This is a genomic window from Coleofasciculaceae cyanobacterium (assembly GCA_036703275.1).
Taxonomy (GTDB): Bacteria; Cyanobacteriota; Cyanobacteriia; order Cyanobacteriales; family Xenococcaceae; genus Waterburya.
In genome coordinates this window covers 1-18,535 of the sequence record DATNPK010000082.1, presented here as the reverse complement: position 1 = coordinate 18,535, position 18,535 = coordinate 1, and the positions used below count along the sequence as shown (strand labels likewise).

At 39.6% G+C, this 18,535-nt stretch carries 18 protein-coding genes and 1 pseudogene; 11 read left to right on the top strand and 8 right to left on the bottom strand.

Going from position 1 to position 18,535, the window contains the following annotated elements:
• Positions 1 to 76: 76 nt before the first annotated feature.
• Positions 77 to 985, bottom strand: a complete 909-nt coding sequence (locus V6C71_15410) for a metal ABC transporter permease (GenBank protein HEY9769856.1) — start codon at positions 983 to 985, stop codon at positions 77 to 79.
• Between the two features lie 592 nt (positions 986 to 1,577).
• Here V6C71_15410 and V6C71_15405 point away from each other — a divergent pair.
• Positions 1,578 to 1,934 carry a hypothetical protein gene (locus tag V6C71_15405; GenBank protein HEY9769855.1) on the top strand — a complete coding sequence of 119 codons (357 nt, stop codon included), beginning with the start codon at positions 1,578 to 1,580 and terminating at the stop codon, positions 1,932 to 1,934.
• A gap of 134 nt (positions 1,935 to 2,068) precedes the next feature.
• On the opposite strand, the gene der is transcribed toward V6C71_15405, so the two are convergent.
• On the bottom strand, positions 2,069 to 3,430 hold the full coding sequence (gene der, locus V6C71_15400) for a ribosome biogenesis GTPase Der (GenBank protein ID HEY9769854.1): 1,362 nt from the start codon (positions 3,428 to 3,430) through the stop codon (positions 2,069 to 2,071).
• A 240-nt stretch (positions 3,431 to 3,670) separates the two neighbouring features.
• Between der and V6C71_15395 the strand changes: the two genes are divergently transcribed.
• The 3 genes and pseudogenes from V6C71_15395 (at position 3,671) to V6C71_15385 (ending at position 4,745) form a co-directional block, all read left to right on the top strand.
• Positions 3,671 to 4,009 (top strand): acyltransferase, encoded by a 339-nt coding sequence (locus V6C71_15395; protein ID HEY9769853.1) that lies wholly within the window; start codon positions 3,671 to 3,673, stop codon positions 4,007 to 4,009.
• A 204-nt stretch (positions 4,010 to 4,213) separates the two neighbouring features.
• Positions 4,214 to 4,318, top strand: a complete 105-nt coding sequence (locus V6C71_15390) for an ATP-dependent Clp protease proteolytic subunit (protein ID HEY9769852.1) — start codon at positions 4,214 to 4,216, stop codon at positions 4,316 to 4,318.
• A gap of 139 nt (positions 4,319 to 4,457) precedes the next feature.
• Positions 4,458 to 4,745, top strand: a pseudogene (locus tag V6C71_15385) (ATP-dependent Clp protease proteolytic subunit).
• A 173-nt stretch (positions 4,746 to 4,918) separates the two neighbouring features.
• Here the strand turns inward: V6C71_15385 and V6C71_15380 are convergent.
• The gene (locus tag V6C71_15380; GenBank protein ID HEY9769851.1) at positions 4,919 to 5,674 is read right to left on the bottom strand and encodes an SDR family oxidoreductase; all 756 of its coding nucleotides are present in this window, start codon (positions 5,672 to 5,674) and stop codon (positions 4,919 to 4,921) included.
• A 110-nt stretch (positions 5,675 to 5,784) separates the two neighbouring features.
• On the bottom strand, positions 5,785 to 5,913 hold the full coding sequence (locus tag V6C71_15375; GenBank protein ID HEY9769850.1) for a hypothetical protein: 129 nt from the start codon (positions 5,911 to 5,913) through the stop codon (positions 5,785 to 5,787).
• A 9-nt stretch (positions 5,914 to 5,922) separates the two neighbouring features.
• Here V6C71_15375 and V6C71_15370 point away from each other — a divergent pair, with 9 nt between their 5' ends.
• Complete coding sequence (locus V6C71_15370) at positions 5,923 to 6,873, top strand: methyltransferase domain-containing protein (GenBank protein HEY9769849.1); 951 nt, start codon at positions 5,923 to 5,925, stop codon at positions 6,871 to 6,873.
• Between the two features lie 323 nt (positions 6,874 to 7,196).
• Here V6C71_15370 and V6C71_15365 read toward each other — a convergent pair whose 3' ends face one another.
• Entirely contained in the window at positions 7,197 to 8,423 is a 1,227-nt protein-coding gene (locus V6C71_15365) for an aminotransferase class V-fold PLP-dependent enzyme (GenBank protein ID HEY9769848.1), read from the bottom strand.
• Between the two features lie 171 nt (positions 8,424 to 8,594).
• Here V6C71_15365 and V6C71_15360 point away from each other — a divergent pair, with 171 nt between their 5' ends.
• The 3 genes from V6C71_15360 (at position 8,595) to bioF (ending at position 11,809) form a co-directional block, all read left to right on the top strand.
• Positions 8,595 to 10,133 (top strand): TM0106 family RecB-like putative nuclease, encoded by a 1,539-nt coding sequence (locus V6C71_15360; GenBank protein ID HEY9769847.1) that lies wholly within the window; start codon positions 8,595 to 8,597, stop codon positions 10,131 to 10,133.
• Between the two features lie 206 nt (positions 10,134 to 10,339).
• Complete coding sequence (locus V6C71_15355) at positions 10,340 to 10,567, top strand: hypothetical protein (protein ID HEY9769846.1); 228 nt, start codon at positions 10,340 to 10,342, stop codon at positions 10,565 to 10,567.
• Positions 10,568 to 10,669: 102 nt separating this feature from the next.
• A complete protein-coding gene (gene bioF, locus V6C71_15350; GenBank protein HEY9769845.1) occupies positions 10,670 to 11,809 on the top strand; it encodes an 8-amino-7-oxononanoate synthase in 1,140 nt (379 codons plus the stop codon).
• A gap of 51 nt (positions 11,810 to 11,860) precedes the next feature.
• Here bioF and V6C71_15345 read toward each other — a convergent pair whose 3' ends face one another.
• The 3 genes from V6C71_15345 to argC all read right to left on the bottom strand — a co-directional run bounded on the left by V6C71_15345 (position 11,861) and on the right by argC (position 15,063).
• Entirely contained in the window at positions 11,861 to 13,054 is a 1,194-nt protein-coding gene (locus V6C71_15345) for a GDSL-type esterase/lipase family protein (protein HEY9769844.1), read from the bottom strand.
• Between the two features lie 75 nt (positions 13,055 to 13,129).
• Complete coding sequence (locus V6C71_15340; GenBank protein ID HEY9769843.1) at positions 13,130 to 13,966, bottom strand: amino acid ABC transporter substrate-binding protein; 837 nt, start codon at positions 13,964 to 13,966, stop codon at positions 13,130 to 13,132.
• 38 nt (positions 13,967 to 14,004) lie between these two features.
• Positions 14,005 to 15,063 (bottom strand): N-acetyl-gamma-glutamyl-phosphate reductase, encoded by a 1,059-nt coding sequence (argC, locus tag V6C71_15335; GenBank protein HEY9769842.1) that lies wholly within the window; start codon positions 15,061 to 15,063, stop codon positions 14,005 to 14,007.
• A 275-nt stretch (positions 15,064 to 15,338) separates the two neighbouring features.
• Here argC and V6C71_15330 point away from each other — a divergent pair, with 275 nt between their 5' ends.
• The 3 genes from V6C71_15330 to V6C71_15320 all read left to right on the top strand — a co-directional run.
• A complete protein-coding gene (locus V6C71_15330; protein ID HEY9769841.1) occupies positions 15,339 to 16,397 on the top strand; it encodes a metallophosphoesterase in 1,059 nt (352 codons plus the stop codon).
• 185 nt (positions 16,398 to 16,582) lie between these two features.
• Entirely contained in the window at positions 16,583 to 17,884 is a 1,302-nt protein-coding gene (locus V6C71_15325) for an AAA-like domain-containing protein (GenBank protein HEY9769840.1), read from the top strand.
• Between the two features lie 523 nt (positions 17,885 to 18,407).
• On the top strand, positions 18,408 to 18,535 hold a 128-nt coding region (locus tag V6C71_15320; GenBank protein ID HEY9769839.1), incomplete at its 3' end, for a helix-turn-helix domain-containing protein.

The following is an 18,535-nucleotide window of genomic DNA, read 5'->3' as shown; positions in this document are numbered from 1 at the left end:
ATTATTAACTCTCAATCATAGCAATCATCAAGCAAAATAAGCTCATTTTAAACCATTTAAATTTTTCAGGCAAAAACTATAGCTTTCGTTGATTAAATAGACCTTTCAATTCTCCAATCAAACCTGATTGACCCCAACCCTTACTACCCTTACTAGGGTTAGTTAATAAACCCTGACTGGGACTAAACAACAACGCCAAAACAAAAATACCAGAAGCGACTAAGACGATCGCCGGTCCCGAAGGCAAATTATAATAATAGCTAAAATACATTCCCGTAATGCTTGATGCCACGCCAATTAAGATTCCCAGCAGCATAATTAAATGCAGACGATTTACTAAAAGATATGCGCTAGCAGCAGGGGTAATTAATAACGACAATACTAAAACCACTCCCACAGCTTTGAGGCTGGCAACAATAGTCAAACCAATCAAGACCATCAAGCCTAAATCTAATAAACTCACAGGTAAACCTACCGCCTGCGCACCCAGCTTATCGAAAGTATAAAACAGCAGTTCTTTATACAGCAACAAAACTACGCTCAGCACAATTCCCGCAATAATTAGTGTATCCCTTACCTCTGTGCCGTTTACCGCCAAGATATTACCAAACAAAAAGTGATTTAGATCGATTTTATTCTCTTTTTGCACTACGGTAATCAGAGTAATCCCCAGGGCAAAAAATGCCGAGAATACGATGCCCATAGCCGTATCTTCTTTGATATTCGATCTAGTGCTAATCAAATTAATTAACACGGTGCTGATAATTCCCGCAATAAACGCACCTAAAAAGATATTTGCACCAACTAAATAAGCGATCGCCAGCCCTGGTAAGACGGAATGACTAATTGCATCTCCCAGTAATGCTAACCTCTGCACCATCAAATAACTACCTACTACCGCGCAAATCGCCCCAACAGTAACTGCAACTATCAGCGATCGCTGCATGAAGGAATACTGTAATGGTTCGAGTATAGTTTCTAACATTTAATTTGTAATTAAGGAATAAGCAATAAAAATACAGTCGGGAAAAGTTAATCGAATTGAGCAAAATATCGAAAATCGAAGTTAATCAAAAGTCTAGCAAATTCTCAATTAACTAAAAGAAATATTGTTAGAAGACACATTTAATAAAAAGATATATAGCTAAACGGTTGTTGTACTTCTACATTTTATCAAGCAAGAGGCAGAGAATAAGCTAACTAGATTTAGGGAGCTTTCTCTTGCTAATTCAATTAAACAGCTTTATAGAATCAACATAAAGATGTAAAGCTTGTGAGAATTATGCCAACAAGACCTAAAAAAGTTAATCGATATGCTTTTGTGAGATTGTTTTAGAAAGAGCAGCTATACAAGCCTTTGATGGTAATTATAGTCTACAATAGCAATCAATTTAAGCGATATTGCATATATTTATTTGCTCGTACGTATTAATTAAATAAGAAGATATTTTGCTTTTAAGCGGTAAAATATAAAATATATGAACGCTCTAATCGAGGAAGTCATTAATTAACAATGTTGGCGAGCAAAACGTATTTTAGATGACAAGATAACTCTCTTTATTTTTTTGTACAATACCATGACTTTTTTTATCTTTGCTGCTATTGGTTTATTAATTCTTGCTTTATATGCTGATAAAAACACAAGTTTTTTTATTCAAAAAGATAAGGCAGAAAAAGATCTGATTAATTTTTTAATTGTTTCTTTGTCTGGATTTTTATTTATAGCCTTGTTAGCATCGCTATCGAAATCTTTATTGGTTACTAACAACAGCTTTGTTTCCATTCTTTCTGCCGTAGGTTTATTTGCTCTTTGTAGTGTAACCTGGTATTTTTCGGAAAAAAATATCCGCCTGGGCGGAGTTAAATGGAATTATGTTAACCATCATTTACGTCGCGATTATCAAACCTATAAAAAGTATACAAATTTTGATTGATTGCCAGCAGGTTAAAATTAATATGCCTAGAATATTTTGAGTCGATCATTTATGCTCCGCATACCAGCAAAGCCGATCGCCATTAAGAACAGTTGAAAAGTTTCTCTCTAGCTGGCGATCGCATTACCCCAACTCTATTTAACCTTGGTAGCTTTATTTGCGCCTCGTTCTAGTTCCCGCATTTTCTTACCACGCCAAACTAGACGCACAGGAGTACCTATAAACCCTAGCTGATCGCGAAACTGGCGATCGATATAACGGCGATAATTATCGTTAAAACGCTTAGGATCGTTGACAAATAAGGCAATAGTTGGCGGTTGAGAACTTACCTGTGTACCATAATAAATTCTGCCTTGTTTTCCCTGGCGAGTAGTTGGGGGAGAGTGCCAGCCAACAGCTTCTTCTAATACTTCGTTAATGACGGAGGTAGTAACACGACGACGATGAGCTTCTGCTGCGATATCTACTAGATCGAGTATTTTATTGACCCGTTGACCAGTCATAGCACTGACAAAAATTATTTGCGCCCACTCCATAAAATAGAGACGAGACATAATTTCTTTTTTATATTCATTGATTGTGCCAGTGTCTTTTTCTACTGCATCCCATTTATTAATTATTAAGATAACCGCTCTACCTTCGTCAATAATCCGCCCTGCCAACTTTAAATCTTGTTCGGTAACGCCATCTAAAACATCGATGACAAACAGCACTACATCAGAACGACGAATTGCTTTAAAAGCACGGTTAATACTGAAAAACTCTGCGCCATAGTCAACATTCTTTTTACGCCGAATCCCCGCAGTATCAATCAGACGATAAATTTGCTCTCCCCGCTGCACAATCATATCGATCGCATCTCTGGTAGTTCCCGAAATAGGACTAACAATCGAACGTTGTTCCCCCGTCAAAGCGTTAAGCAAGCTGGATTTGCCAACATTTGGGCGACCAATAATTGCCACTTTGATTTCGTTATCCTCGACTGACTCATCTACTAGGGGTAAATGAGTTACTAGTTCATCTAATAGTTCCCCCGTACCACTACCGTGAATTGCTGAAATAGGATAAGGTTCACCTAAGCCCAACTCCCAAAACTCCGCAGCTTGCGCCAAACCTTGTTCGACCGACTCGCATTTATTTACGGCTAGCAAAACGGGAACAGATTGACGACGCAACCATTCAGCAATTTCGCGATCGCCGTCTGTCAAGCCCAATTGACCATCTACGACAAAAATCGCTACCGAAGCCTCTACCAAAGCTGCCATTGCCTGTTGGCGAATCATGGGCAGAAATTCAGTATCATCATCAAAGACAAGTCCGCCTGTATCGACAATTTGAAAGTCTCGGTCTAGCCAAAATGCCGGGCGGTAAGTGCGATCGCGAGTAATTCCTGGTTCGTCATGAACGATCGCCTGTTGATCTCCAGCTAAACGATTGACAAAGGTAGATTTCCCAACATTGGGTCTACCGATAACAGCAACAATAGGTAATTTCATATTCTCTTAAGACGCTACACATTACGCCTGTAAATTTGATTGACAATGAAGAGATAAGGTTTGCTTTTACACAAGTTAATACATAATTCAATAATAATTGATTTTTGCTCTAAACTAATCAAATCGTATTCACAATGACCTTGATTTTCTTAACTTTTCGAGCTGATAGTGACTTGCTAAATAAACAAACTAGGTGAAACTTGATAATACTCTCCGAGTGGTTTAGCTTGTGCCTTACTAATGGCTTTTTTTCCATATACCTGTCTTAGTGCTTATGGCAAACTGAACATTGGCAAAAATTGTCTAATCGCTTCTCACACATCTATATATGCTCACAACCACAATTTTAGCGATCACAACAAAATTATTGCTGAACAAGGATTTAACTATAAAGGGATTACGATTGAAGATAATTGCTGGCTAGGCAGTGGGGTAAGAGTATTAGATGGAGTTACAATTGGTCGAGATAGTGTAATTGGTTCTGGTGCGGTAGTTACTAAAGATATACCACCTTATTCAGTTGCCGTAGGAGTACCCGCCAAAGTGATTTCAACAAGACTTCCTAAATTAGCCTACTAAACCGTATCTGGGCAGTTATTGCACAAAGGTTATGGCAAACTGTTAGATTACCAAGATGAAGATGGGATTTTGGCTAACTTAGAACTAGCAGTTCAGTAGGTTGGGTTAGTCATAACGTAACCTAACCAAACATATCTCTTATTTCATTATCAGACGCAAGAGAACCAGTCTTTAACCTGATATTCCCACTTACTAGACAAGAGAATTATCTTTTTACGAGGCGAACTGACAGACGCAACCGCTAACGAAATTATTGCCCAATTGCTATTTCTAGATGCTGAAGACTCACAACAAAACATCTTTTTGTAGATCAAAAGTTTTAGCGGTTCAGTAACAGCAGCGATCAGCGAAGCTGTGCCTTTGGCGATCGCCATATATGATACAATCCAACAAATTCGGTCTGATGTTTGTACTGTCTGTGTTGCACTCCTGGATCTAGGGGGCAATCTTGCTTGCATCGGGAACTAAAGGCAAAAGATATGCACTGCTGCTTAATGCTCGAATTATAATACAGCAACCTTCTGGGAATATTGAAGGAAAAGCGACGGATATTGAAATAGCAGCTAAAGAAATCTCATACCAAAAAGAAACAATTAACAGAATATTGGCTGCTAAGTGCGATCGCTCATAAGAATTGATTGAACACGATACTCAAAAAGATTTTTTCTTAAATGCAACAGAAGCAACAGCTTATGGTTTAATCGACGAGATTATTACCAAGTCACTGTCTAGTTAATCTACTACTAAATTTTTGATTGATTTTATAGATCTTACAAACGCTATTTAGTTTGAGAATAAATGATGATAATTGCTGAAAATAACTAGGTCAAGATCGAGGAAAGCAGATTTACTTGGAGCATCGTTTTTGTTGTCGGTTGGCAGGGCTAAATAGTAACAGAACAAAATTACTTATAACTGCGAAAAAAGCTCTGACCAATTAATATTACTGGGTCTATCTCCTGAATTGATAATTGAAAAATCTTGATTAACTGTAGCATCATTAAACAGAGATTCTACGCAGACATTTGCCACATCAATGCGACTGGTTTCACCGTTAAGGCGATCGCCTGATTGTATCTCTACGGCTTTTTTGCCGTCGATTTTAGCACGTAATAAAGTATTCAAGTCGTAGGAAGTGTAAGGACCATCAATTAATCTGCCAGGACGAATAATGGTGTAGGGTAAGCCTGAAGCAATTATGGCTTTTTCTCCCATTAATTTGGCATCCAATACGCCAAAAGCATTAAGAATATTGTAAGGAAGCTCATCTTTACGTAACACGCCACAGGAAGAGATAAACACAAATCGTTTTAAATCTTGGGGTGCAGCAGCGACTAAATTTTTTACTCCTTGACCGTCTACGGCTTCAGGACTGTTGGCGGGTTGAAACAAGTTAGCAAAATCCCATTTTAGAGAAGGAAAAGCGGTTGTCCCAGTGCAGCAAATAATATAATCAATATTCTTCGTCGCATCAATCAAAGTATTGGCATAGCGGATATCTCCTTCGACAATCTCGACTTTGTTATCGAACATCGATTCAGCTTTGGCTCTAGTTCTGGTTAACGCCCGAACATCAAGGTTTTTAGCTAATAATTTGGCAACTACCAACTGTCCCACTCCACCAGTAGCACCAGTGACTAAAATTTTATCTGAGTTAGATATCATATTGCTTCTCTATTGTTTTGCTTAAGGATTATTTTAAAAGTAATTAGCTTTCATATTTATTGTTATAGATAATTAGCAAAAGGACTTCTCTCTAATTGGTGATTAATGCTTCATCCTTTGAGAATATTTTTAACCTCCATTTTTTTGTAAAACTCCAAATGAGTTGCTGAAATTTGTTCTTCCGTCTCGCGATCGCCAAACATTGTTATATTAAAAATATGTAAAGATATATTAAACATTCATTTTTAATGAGCCTATTCTACATCATTTGTTTTTTATCAATCCTTTTAACTGCGGGGATTGCCGTCTATTTACTTACTGCCCGAAGTTATCAGTCTGCTGAGTCTGTTGCTAATTCTTACGACGAGTGGACAGAAGACGGAATTTTAGAATTTTATTGGGGGGAACACATCCATCTAGGACATTATGGCTCACCACCAAAAACTAAAGACTTTATCGCTGCAAAATATGACTTCGTGCATGAGATGGTGCGCTGGGGTGGTCTGGAGAATTTACCTGCTGATACTACATTATTAGATGTCGGTTGTGGCATTGGCGGAAGCAGTCGTATTTTGGCAAAAGACTACAATTTTCAAGTTACAGGCGTGACTATTAGCCCTCAACAGGTCAAACGCGCTCAAGAATTGACCCCCGAAGGAGTTAACGCCAAGTTTCAGGTAGATGATGCAATGGCTCTTTCTTTCTCCGATGCTAGTTTTGATGTGGTGTGGTCGGTGGAAGCTGGGCCTCATATGCCCGACAAAGCAGTTTTCGCTCTTGAATTATTGCGAGTACTTAAGCCTGGAGGCATCTTAGTAGTAGCCGATTGGAATCAACGCGACGATCGCACTATGCCCCTCAACTTTTGGGAAAAACCAGTAATGAAGCAGTTATTAGATCAATGGTCACATCCTGCCTTTTCTAGTATTGAAGGCTTTTCTGAATTATTAGCCGAGACAGGATTAGTTGCTGGAGAAGTAGTTACCGCCGACTGGACACCAGAAACTCTTCCATCCTGGATCGATTCTATTTGGCAAGGCATAGTCAAACCCAAAGGATTAATTTTGTTTGGTTTCTCTGGCTTGATTAAATCTTTACGGGAAGTCCCTACTTTATTATTAATGCGCTTGGCATTTGGTGCTGGTCTTTGTCGCTTTGGGATGTTTCGTGCTACACGAGCCGATGTAAGTCTAAAGTGACAGATTACTCCGCCACGGGGCTTATCCTAAATGACTCTATCACCGACGACACGTAGTTAGTGTGACGCGATTGCGTAGGACAGCCCCTTGTAAAGCGACGGAGACGGCACGGACCGTTGGTCAAAAATATCTCCAGCTGAAGTTACTCAGGTTTGAGAAAATTTGAAATTAGAAATATGATGCAAACTGAGCCAATGAAGTACAAACTCGATCCAAGTTGTAGGTTGGGTTGGCGATAGCATAACTCAAAGAAATATAGCTCTTAGTCGATTACAGGCCACAATATTAGTGTCAATGGCGGGTTAGCTTAAAGGTAATAATTTTTAACCGCGTAACGCCGCAATCAGACTATCAATCTCTTCAGGCAGTGTTAGATAATGCACGCAGGCGCGGATGCAGTCAGGATCGGCAATTGTTCTTAACAGAAAACCTTGCTTTTCTAAAGTGTTAACCAATTGTTTATGTTCAATTCCTGAAACCTGAAAAGAAACTAATCCTGCTTCGGGTGGTGTCTTCTTCAAGCAGCTAATCTGTTCTATATTTTGCAACTGTGTCCAAAGATATTCACTCAATTGACAAATTCTTTGATAACGATCGCTTTTATCTCCCCATAGCTGATGGGTGGCGATCGCACTTCTTAAACCTTCATATTCGGGATAAGCAGAAGTTGCCACCTCAAACTTCGATCCGTCTTGTTTCCAGGCGATCGGTTTTCCGCGAGCGTCCATTTCTAGCCCACGCCAACCAATAAAGGTAGGATGCAAATCTTTAAAGGCTTCTTCACTGATATACAGTCCACCAACTCCCGCTGGGCCACAAAGCCACTTATGTCCTGTAAAGGCATAGTAGTCGATTTCTAATTCAGGTAGATTTAAGCAGAGCGAACCGACAGACTGGGCCGCATCTACCATAACTCTAATCTTCTTCTGGGCGGGATAATTATGACAAGCCCGAGCAATTTCGGTTAACGGTAATACCTGTCCCGTGTTCCAGAGTAAGTGACTTAAAACTACCAGTCGAGTATTTTCGGTCAAGTTACTGCGGATAACTTCTACAGGATCGCCATCGTTTAAAGTATCCATAATCGAACAGATGCTAACTTCTACGCCGAAGCGTCGGCTGATTTCTTCTACCGTGGCGATAATCCCAGGGTGTTCGCAGTCTGTCATTAGTATGCGATCGCCCTGTCGCCCTAAAGGACTCCTAAAGGATACACCTTCGGATATAACTTCGTGTCGCCAATCTATACCCCAGAGGGCTATATTACAGCCTGCGGTTACATTTTCTGTAAGAGTGAGAGTTTCTCGAGTCGTGCCTAACTCAGTGGCGATCGCATCTCGTAATAAATTAACCCGATCGGTTAACCAGCTATTGATCTGACTAGAAAAAGGCCCTACCTCTTGAATATATCTATGAGTATCGATAATTGCTGCTAAAGCGGCTTCAGGCATTGTACCCTGACCACCAAAATTAAAATAAGTCTTGTTGACCAACCCAGGAAATTGTTGTCGATGTTTTTTCAGGTTAGTTTTAGATAAACTATTAGTCATAAATAATATCTTGCTCTGTGGCGAACCATTGTTAGTATATCGACATTTATTACTAAATATTCAGCGACATAATCTTTGGGTTAATCAAGCTGTTTTACAGCAAAAAAGCAGGAAATTATCATTTTTATTAATTTTTTTATTTATTCTTTTCTCTTGCTTGACTGCACCAAAATGTTAATCTCTGACCATCTGTTACTCAACTATAAACGTTGCAACCGTCGCACCTTTCTGGAAATATACGGCAATTTTCACCAAAAAGATCCAGAGAAGGATTTTTTACTCAAATTAAAGCGAGAAAATCAAATCCATATTGGTAATGTTATCCAATCGCGATCGCTCTTGCCACAACAACCATCTGCATCCCGTAGCGACTGGCAGCTTAACGCAGCGCAAACTGTTGACTTAATGCAGCAAGGGGCAGACTGCATTATTAGAGGCACTTTGAGCCTTAACATTTCTCAATGGCAGCAAGCTTCAGTCTATCAGCTTTTTTCCCACCAAATTAAAGATCTTCAGCCAAATTGGTTATCCGAAATTACTTTTGCTGCTACGCCTAGTTTACTTATTAAACAGCCAGGGCAATCTTGCTTTGGTGATTGGGAATATATTCCCGTAAACATTAAGTTTGGTCGTAAAGCTAAACCAGAATATAAGCTCATTGCTGCTTTTCATGCTCAGATTTTGAGTATTATTCAAGCTCAAGATCCAGTGCAATCGCCGTTAATCCTCAAAGAACATAACGTACATCAAATTAATTTAGCTCACTGGCTGACTCAAATGCACCAGACAGTTGCCGAGTGTTTAGTTATGTTAGGAAATCATCAAGAACCAGAAGTCTTTATTTCTCGTCAGCGCTGTAGTCTCTGTAGCTGGTATGGCTATTGTCATGAGGTAGCAAAGTCAACGCAGCATTTATCTTTAATCCCTGGAATAACTCCCAAGCGTTATGAATATTTACAAGAGCTAGGTATAGATAGCGTCGAGTCTTTAATTAATATTTCTGAGGCAGATGTTAGGGAAACTTTAGGTTATGATATCGCACGCCAGCTAAAACAACAGATTACTGCCATTCAAAGCGATCGCGCTTTAGTTAAATCTAGCTTCGATCTGGTTAATACTCAACCGATCCCCAGTGGGGCGATCGAGCTATATTTTGATATTGAAGCCGAACCCGAACGCCAAACTGACTATTTATTAGGAGTGCTGCTAGTAGATCGCTCGACCAATACCGAAAAATTTCACGCCTTCTTAGCGGAAACCCTAGAAGATGAAGGTAAAATCTGGCAGGAGTTTTTGTCTTTTGTAGCTTTATATCCCGATGCACCTATCTTTCATTATTCGGAATATGAGGTTGATACTATTAAGCGTTTAGCCAACCTTTATGGCACTTCCAAAGAAGAAAAAAAAGAAGTATTATCTCGTTTGGTCGATCTCCATTCTTGGGTAACCGAAGCAGTTGTTTTTCCCGTTGAAAGTTATTCTTTAAAAGCTTTAGCCAACTGGATTGGTTTTTACTGGCGGGAAACTACAGGTAGTGGGGATCAGTCTGTTTGCTGGTACGATCAGTGGCTAAACACTCAGGATCGAGCCTTACTAGAATTAATCTTAAGTTATAACGAAGATGACTGTCGGGCAACTCGCTATCTCAAGGATTGGCTTCTAGACTTTTTAGAATATCAAAGAAATCAACAGCTTGCTCTGACAAAATAAAATATTATTTTGAAGTTATATAAAGAATTTTAACAATATTGGTAGCAGATTCATAAATTTTGCGTTCGGGCGGGGATCTTGCGCTAAATTTAAAGTAGAGATAAAGAATTATTATGTGATCAATAAGTAAAGTTTATCTCTGCAATTGATTACCAATTAAAATTGTCCAAAACATTCTTCAAGTAATTCAAAACTAGATTAAGCTTATGTTTCCACTTTTACTACTTGTCACCGCTATAGCCAGTATTGTTATTTATCTTCGTACCGATAACGATATTTTTGCTTTGCTGGCTGTAGGAATGTCGGTTACCTGTTTGATTTGGGGTTTGGTTATGGTTCATTGGTCAGTGCATCTGTTGGCTCTATTAGCATTATTATTTATTGGTAGACCAGTTGCTGTCGCTACGGTTCATTCGCGCCATAGTATAGATTGATCTATTCGATCTATACAGTTTTTGAGCGAGGGATAACTTGCCAAAAGATAAGATAGCTAAGAAGCAATAATATGAATAAAGGCAACACACGCTAAACGTATTGTGGCAAATGCATATAGTTGGATCAATAAATCACTAAACACGATTCATCGTGCCAATTGGTATCGTTCAGTTAAAGCGATCGCTGGGAAACCAGGAGTAGTAGTAGAATTATCGGGTAAGCTAGTAATTAACTTTGCCAGTAACGATTATTTAGGACTGGCGGTCGATCGACGATTAATTAAGGCGGCTGTTGCTGCTACTCAAGCTTATGGTACTGGTAGTACTGGTTCGCGGTTATTAAGTGGACATAAAAAAATCCACCAAGAACTGGAAAATGCGATCGCCTCTCTTAAGCAAACGGACGACGCTTTGGTGTTTAGTTCAGGTTATTTGGCTAATTTGGGTACGGTATCGGCTTTAGTCGGACAAAAAGATTTAATTTTAGGCGATCGATACAATCACTCTAGCCTGAAAAAAGGAGCAATTCTTAGTGGTGCAACCGCAATTGATTATTTACATAACAATGTTGCCGACTTAAAAGAAAAGTTAGTCGCAAACCGCAGCTTGTATCGACGGTGTTTAATTACTACTGATAGCGTTTTTAGTATGGATGGAGATTTATGCCCCTTACCTGAATTAGTGGCGATCGCCGAAGAATTTGAATGTATGCTCTTGGTAGATGAGGCACACGCTACGGGAGTAATAGGTTGCACTGGTGCTGGCTGCGTCGAACACTTTAACTGCACTGGCAAAGAACTAATTCAAATTGGGACTCTCAGCAAAGCTTTAGGAAGTCTTGGCGGATATGTTGCAGGTAGCGTCGAACTAATTGATTTTTTACGTAACCGCGCCGCCAGTTGGATTTACACCACGGCATTATCTCCAGCCGATACCGTAGCAGCGACTAAAGCAATCGAAATAGTTAAGCAAGAAGTATCGAGACGAGAAAAACTATGGCAAAATATCGATTACCTCAAACAACAGCTATCAAATTTAGAACTGCTGCCTTCGGAGTCGCCCATTCTCTGCATTAATCTCAATACTCCTCAAGCAGCACTCGATAAAGCCCAACAGCTTATAGATGCAGGCATCTTTGCCCCGGCAATTCGTCCGCCGACTGTACCCACTAGCCGTATTCGCTTATCTGTAATGGCTACTCACAAAAAGCAACATTTGGATTTGTTGATCGAGAATCTTTAAAGACAATTATTCAAATACCAGAGAAAATTCTAATTTTTAGCTTTTTTAGGATTAATTAGCAACATCCCAATTAAAACCATTATCAGTCAAAGTAGTATCAATAAACTCTTTAAGAGTGTCTGCCATCTGCTGTTGTTCGCTGATGCGGGGATGTCCTGGGGTTACTTGTTCGTGAATAAGAGAAAAAACGCGCTCGTCGTTGTGTTCGCTACGGTATTCGGCGATCGCTTCAATTATATAAGTATCCCAGGCGCGATCGTGAAACATATTGGGAAACATTCCGACAAAATAGGAATTAGGATATTTAGCTCTCAGATTAGCTATGAGCTTTTTATAATGATCTTTCCAAACTTCGGCAGACATATCCCTGCCAATCCGAATAGTTGCCGAGTCATTTTGACCCAAAGCAATAATTACCAAGTCAGGAGTATAATTACTAAAATCCCAAACAGGAGCATCTTTTAGCGGTTTTAACTTGTCGTAAAAAGATTCTGCACCTGTACCATCATGCCAATATCCAAACCCGTTCATCAAAGGCGCACCAGATTGAGTTACTAAAGATAGTTCTGCATCAGATTCTCTTGCCAAAATTGAGGCATAGCTATAGTAGGCGTTAGATAGATAATCGTTGCTTCCTTGAGGATCTTGAACCCCTGGTACTTCGTACTCTACAGCAGCACCAGAAGAAATAGAATCCCCGTAAACTTCAATTTTACGCTTTGAATCTGGATCGGCAGGTAATAGCTCTCCGTCGATGATTATGCCATGAAAGTTAAACTCACCCATAACATAGTCAGTACGTTTAACCAACACTACCTGATGAACTTGGTTATCCAATCCCTCGGCAATGTCATAAACCACTGGTTGTCCATTGTCTGGTTTTAATTCAATGGTAATTGGATCGCGATTATTGTCTAGATAAACATCAAGATAATTTCCGCTATTCCAGTTATCCTCTGCTAGTTCGAGTTTCAAACTAGTGCCAGTAAACTTGAATTCCACTACTGTTCCAGGAAAAGCAAAGGCTGGTGCTTGAGGATCTTGCCAGTTAATTCTGCCTGAATAGTTAAAGTTTTCATGTTGGGCGGTGATTCGTTGTGTTCTTGAATCAGGTATTTTTGAGGCAACTATAGCCAAATTATCCTTAAGCTTTGGTGGCGATTTTGCTGGTAAGACGAATTCTGTAGGGATGAGAGCCTGATTGTAAATTTTAGCTTGATTGATTATTCCGAGTAATTCCAACATACAGATCCGCTGTTAACGCCTTCTCAATTTTAGGTATTTGGTTAAGAAAACTATCTAGAATCTCAATCTTAAATTCTATCGGCAAAAATCTGGAGCAGGTTGAGCATAGTTAAATAGCTGTCCAAACCAAGCATTTGATAAAGCTGCCGCTTCAGGACTATTAATTACAGAATTAATAAAATCTTCCCATTGGGGATCGTTACTTTGAATAATCATGCCATAGCGATCGCAGGTTAAGGGGACATCTGGTATTAGAGAATATTCAACCGAAGATAGTCCTAGCCGCTGTGCTTCGCCTCTTAAGAGAATACCATCACTAATCATGGCATCAATCTTACCCTGTTCGACCGCTTGTATGCCTCTAATTCTAGCGGTTACGCCACTATATTTGAGTAAGGTTGCTGAAGGATAGCGTTGGGCAATAAATTTTTCAGTAGTGGTGTTGTTAATTACTCCAAGTTCGACTTCTTTCCCCAAATCTTGCTCCAGATCGAGAGGATTATTTTGCTTGACTAGAAATTGTGTTCCTGTAATAAAAAAACTGGTAGAGAAATTTGTGTTTTCCGGAATATCAAAGCGTATTGTATTTGGGCCGCATTCAAGATCGACTATATTTTTAGCTACTAAATCAAAGCGATTACTTGGTGTAGATTTGTATAGCTTAATACTTAAAGTATTTCGCTTTAACTTTTTAATTAACTGTGTTTCTAAAAGAGCAAAAAAGTCTAAACAGTATCCCTGTAGGTTTTCATTGGTATCTAAATAACCAAAAGGTGGTGCATCTTCCCTGATAGCGACATTTAAAACTCCTGTGCGCTGAATTTTGTTTAAGGTAGCTTCAGCCTTGGCAGGAGATGCCCAAGTGAGCAAACATAAACCGCCAGTCAAAAAAGATGCCAATTGATGCTTCATACCCGTTCTTAACTATTTAATCTGAAACTAAATTTCTATTAAGGATAAAAACTTAGCTTTGGTAAACCAAGGGATTCATCCCAACCCATCATTAAATTCATACATTGTACCGCTTGACCAGCTTGACCTTTAACTAAGTTGTCGATCGCCGATAGTACAATCACTCTGCCTGTACGAGAGTCCACCTGAATGCCAATATAAGCTAGATTAGTCCCACAGGCCCATTTTGTCTGAGGATAAATACCATTGGGTAAAATCTTAATAAATGGTGAGGAGCGATAAAAAGCGCTGTAGATTGTAATTAAATCTTCTCTGACTAAACCAGGATCGCGCAGAGTAGCATAGACGGTTGATAAAATCCCCCTAACCATGGGAATCAGGTGAGGCGTAAACTGCACTGTAACCTCTTGACGAGCTAAAGCAGTGCAAATTTGCTCAATTTCTGGAGTGTGGCGATGGCTGGCTACCCCATAAGCTCCCAGAGAGTTATCTGCTTCTGCTAAGAGGAAATTAGTTTTGGCTTGTCGACCTCCGCCAGAAGTGCCAGATTTAGCGTCAATGATGGCGGTTGAGGGATCGATTAGACCCTGCTTGAGTAAGGGTGCAAGAGCCAATAAACTAGCGGTTGGATAACACCCAGGACAACCAATTAGCTGAGATTGTTTGATTTGTTCGCGATATAGCTCTGGTAAACCATAGATGGCAGATGATGCCGTTTCACGATCTTTTCTGTCTTTCTTATACCAGCTAGTGTAAGTGTCTAAATCTTGAAAACGATAGTCTGCCGAGAGATCTAGTACTTTACAGCCTTTTTCAATCAGAGTAGGAGCAAGATCGCAAGCAAGACCGTTTGGTAGTCCCAGAAATACTACTTCACAACGAGCTGCAACTTCATCTAAATCAATTTTTTCAACGTTGAGATCGACGCAATGAGCTAAATGAGGATAGAGAGAACCATACTGCTTTCCAGCGCTACTATCGCCACCTAAGTAAGCAATACTTACCGCAGGATGTTCTAATAGAAGTCTAACCAATTGGACTCCTCCGTATCCTGAAGCCCCGATAATTCCAATTGGCTTTTGGGATGTATCACTCATGATCTTAATCTTACGCCTCTGACTAATCTTTAGTTTAATGCTCGCTCTGAAGATCTATAGTTTAAGCACAATTAAGACATTTTAAACAAAAAATTGCTGTAGGATTTCAATCTTAATTGTTAAGTAATCGTTTCGATATTCATAGTCTCTTAAAAGATTACCATTTCAGCTCGCGGTAATCTAAATTGATGGTTGATTTCGATTAAATGATTATATTTAAATGATTAGTTATTTGTTATTTGTCAGCGGTTGTTCTCAAGTTTTTAATCTTCAACATGAAACGGCGATTTACTTGGCTATTGCTCATCGGGTTAGTTTTCAGTCTCTGTTTTAGCTGTTATGCAGTCGATCGCGCTAAGGTCAAACCAAGCAAAGAGATATCTACGACAGCAAGTAGTTTAGAGCATTTATATTTGCCACCCCGCAAAGACTTTCGGATTGTGGTGATTAGCGATCTTAATAGCCAATATGGTTCAACCGAATATGAGCCTGAAATAGAACAGGCGATCGCTTTAATGCCTCAATGGCAGCCCGATTTAGTACTCTGTGGCGGAGATATGATCGCGGGACAAAAGGCTTCTCTGACCAAAGCGCAGATTGAACAGATGTGGGCAGCTTTCGAGCTTCATGTAGCTGCACCTTTAAGAAAATATCAGATTCCTTTTGGGTTTACCATTGGTAATCATGACGGTTCTGGAGCAATCAAAGATCGAGCTTTGATTTTTGAACGCGAAAGAGATTTAGCTCGGGCATACTGGAATCGAAACCAGCATCAATTAAGTTTGGATTTCATAGATCGCGCCAATTTTCCTTTTTTTTATAGTTTTCACCAAAATGATGTATTCTTGTTAGTCTGGGACGCTTCTACTCAAGATATCTCCGACAAGCAGCTAGATTGGGTACAAACAACGTTGAATAGTCCAGCAGCACAGCAAGCAAAAGCGAGAATTGTGGTGGGACATTTACCTCTATATCCCGTAGCTAAAACCAAAAACCAGCCTGGAGAATATTTAGCTGATGGTGAAATGCTGCGATCGCTACTCGAGCAAAACCAAGTCGATATCTATATCAGCGGACATCATCACGCCTACTATCCAGGTAAAAAAGGCAAGTTAAAATTGCTCCATGCAGGAGCATTAGGACAAGGAGCAAGGCAACTAATTAATAGCGAACTACCTGCTACCAAAACGATTACCATTGTCGACCTCGATTTGTCTAGATTTCAAATCGCCTATACAACCTATAACGCGGAAACCTGGGAGCTGATTTCCCTAGCGCAACTACCAATTTCAATTCCCAGCGACTACGGCAAAATATTGAGACACGATCTCTAAACAGTTTATATCTGGTTAATCGGTCGAATAATTGGGTAATTTTTATCTCGGATTTTCAAATTCTTCGCTAATTTTTGGGAGCAATGAAAAAAAGAGTATCTTAAATTACTATAGACTGTGCAATAGCTTTTTATGAATGTATTCAGCGATCAAGAAGTAGTTTTGAACAAAACACACAATTAAACATGACAGATCTAGAAATAAGCCAGGCATTGAAAATTGTCGATCGGACGCTAGAGCCTGAAAGATTAAACGGAGTACAGGAATTAGTACTACGAGAATGTTGGTTGGGCAAAACATATCAAGAAATTGCTCTGGGTTCTGGTTACGATTCGGACTATATTCGAGTCGTAGGTTCGCGATTATGGCGAAGTCTTTCTTTGGCTTGGCAAGAAAAGGTAAGTAAAAACAACTTTAAATCAGTTTTAAGGCAAAAGTCGAAAAAAACCAAATTTTTGAGCGCTACTTCAGAATTACCCGATGGTCAAGTTTCCCTCAACTCAAATTTCTATATCGAACGTCTTCCTACTGAAGCTTTAGCCTACGCAGAAATTCTGCGTCCAGGAGCGTTGATCGCGATAAAATCTCCCCTAAATCGGGGAAAAACTTCCTTAATGATTCGTATTTTAGCTGAAGTGAGATCGCACGGCTACAAAACGGTAACGCTAAATTTCCAACTGGCAGAAGCTTCTGTCTTATCCAATCTAGAAAAGTTTTTACGCTGGTTAATGGCAAACATTACCTTACAGCTAGGAATCGAATCAGAATTAGATCGATATTGGGATCGAGATTTAGGCACAAAAATAAGCTGCACTAACTATTTACAAAAGCATATTCTCGAACAGCTCAAAGTACCCTTGGTTTTAGCTCTAGATGAGGTTAATCATTTATTTGAATATCCCGAAATAGCTCAAGAATTTTTACCTCTAGTGCAATTTTGGCATGAAGAAGCTAATAATTTAGAAGTCTGGCAACGTTTACGAATGATTGTGGTTCACTCCACCGAGATTTATATTCCTTTAGATATTAATCGATCGCCATTTAATTTGGGCTTAGCGATAATTTTACCTGAATTTAATTTTGAACAGGTTCAAGAACTAGCTAATCGATATCAATTTAAGCAGGATATATCAGAGGAAAGTTTAAGTTTACTGATGGAAATGATTGGAGGTCATCCATACTTAGTTAGGTTAGCATTTCATGTCCTGTCAACTCAAAATATTACCTTGGAACAGCTATTAGCCGAAGCACCCACTCCTTCGGGTATTTATCGTAGTCATTTAAAAGGATACTTGATAATTCTGCGGCAGTTTTCCGAACTAACCAGGGCTTTTAGCCAAGTCATTACCGCTCATTCTCCCGTGCAGATATGCTGCATTGCTGCCTACAAATTAGAGAGCATAGGTTTAATTAAATTCGTTGGTAGTCATGTAATTCCTAGCCGCCAACTATATCGCCTTTATTTTCGCGATCATCTTGAAGTTTAAAGCGATCGAGTCAGCGGTAAAAATAGCGGAGTGATGTAAGACTTCTCGGTTAAGCCTTTTGATTGGCTATAAAAGCTATTAGCTATTAGCTTTAGATATTTCATCTGTGTTCATCTGTGTTTATCTGTGCGATATGCACGGGCATATCCTTTAGGGGACTTTTATACAGCAAGATCTCAGGCAGATCGCTCAACTACTAAATATTTAATCACTTTTACTTAATGGGAGCAAAATCAAGATGCGTCAATTACAGTTTTCTCTACAGGCAGTCGAGGTCAAAAGTCTTCTATCATCATCATCAGTTTTCGCGCAGGATACTCCCACCATAGCCCTCGGCGCGTTTTTTGTATGAATATTCACACAAAAAAGCCGCCGACAAGAATGTAGGGCTTGGTGGTGAGACGTGGCGTTCAAACATCTGGGCTTGCCCCGCATCTCTCGGGGGAAACCCCAGATGACAGCCAAGAGATGAATGCGCGCCTCTAATTAAGTTGTTTACATTAAATGCGGTATAATGTGAAGCATGAGTGAACGTGCTTACAAGTTCCGCTTTTACCCGACACAAGCGCAAGAAAATCTTTTGCGACGGACAATGGGTTGCGTGCGTTTGGTCTACAACAAAGCTCTTGCGCACTATACCGAGGGTTGGTA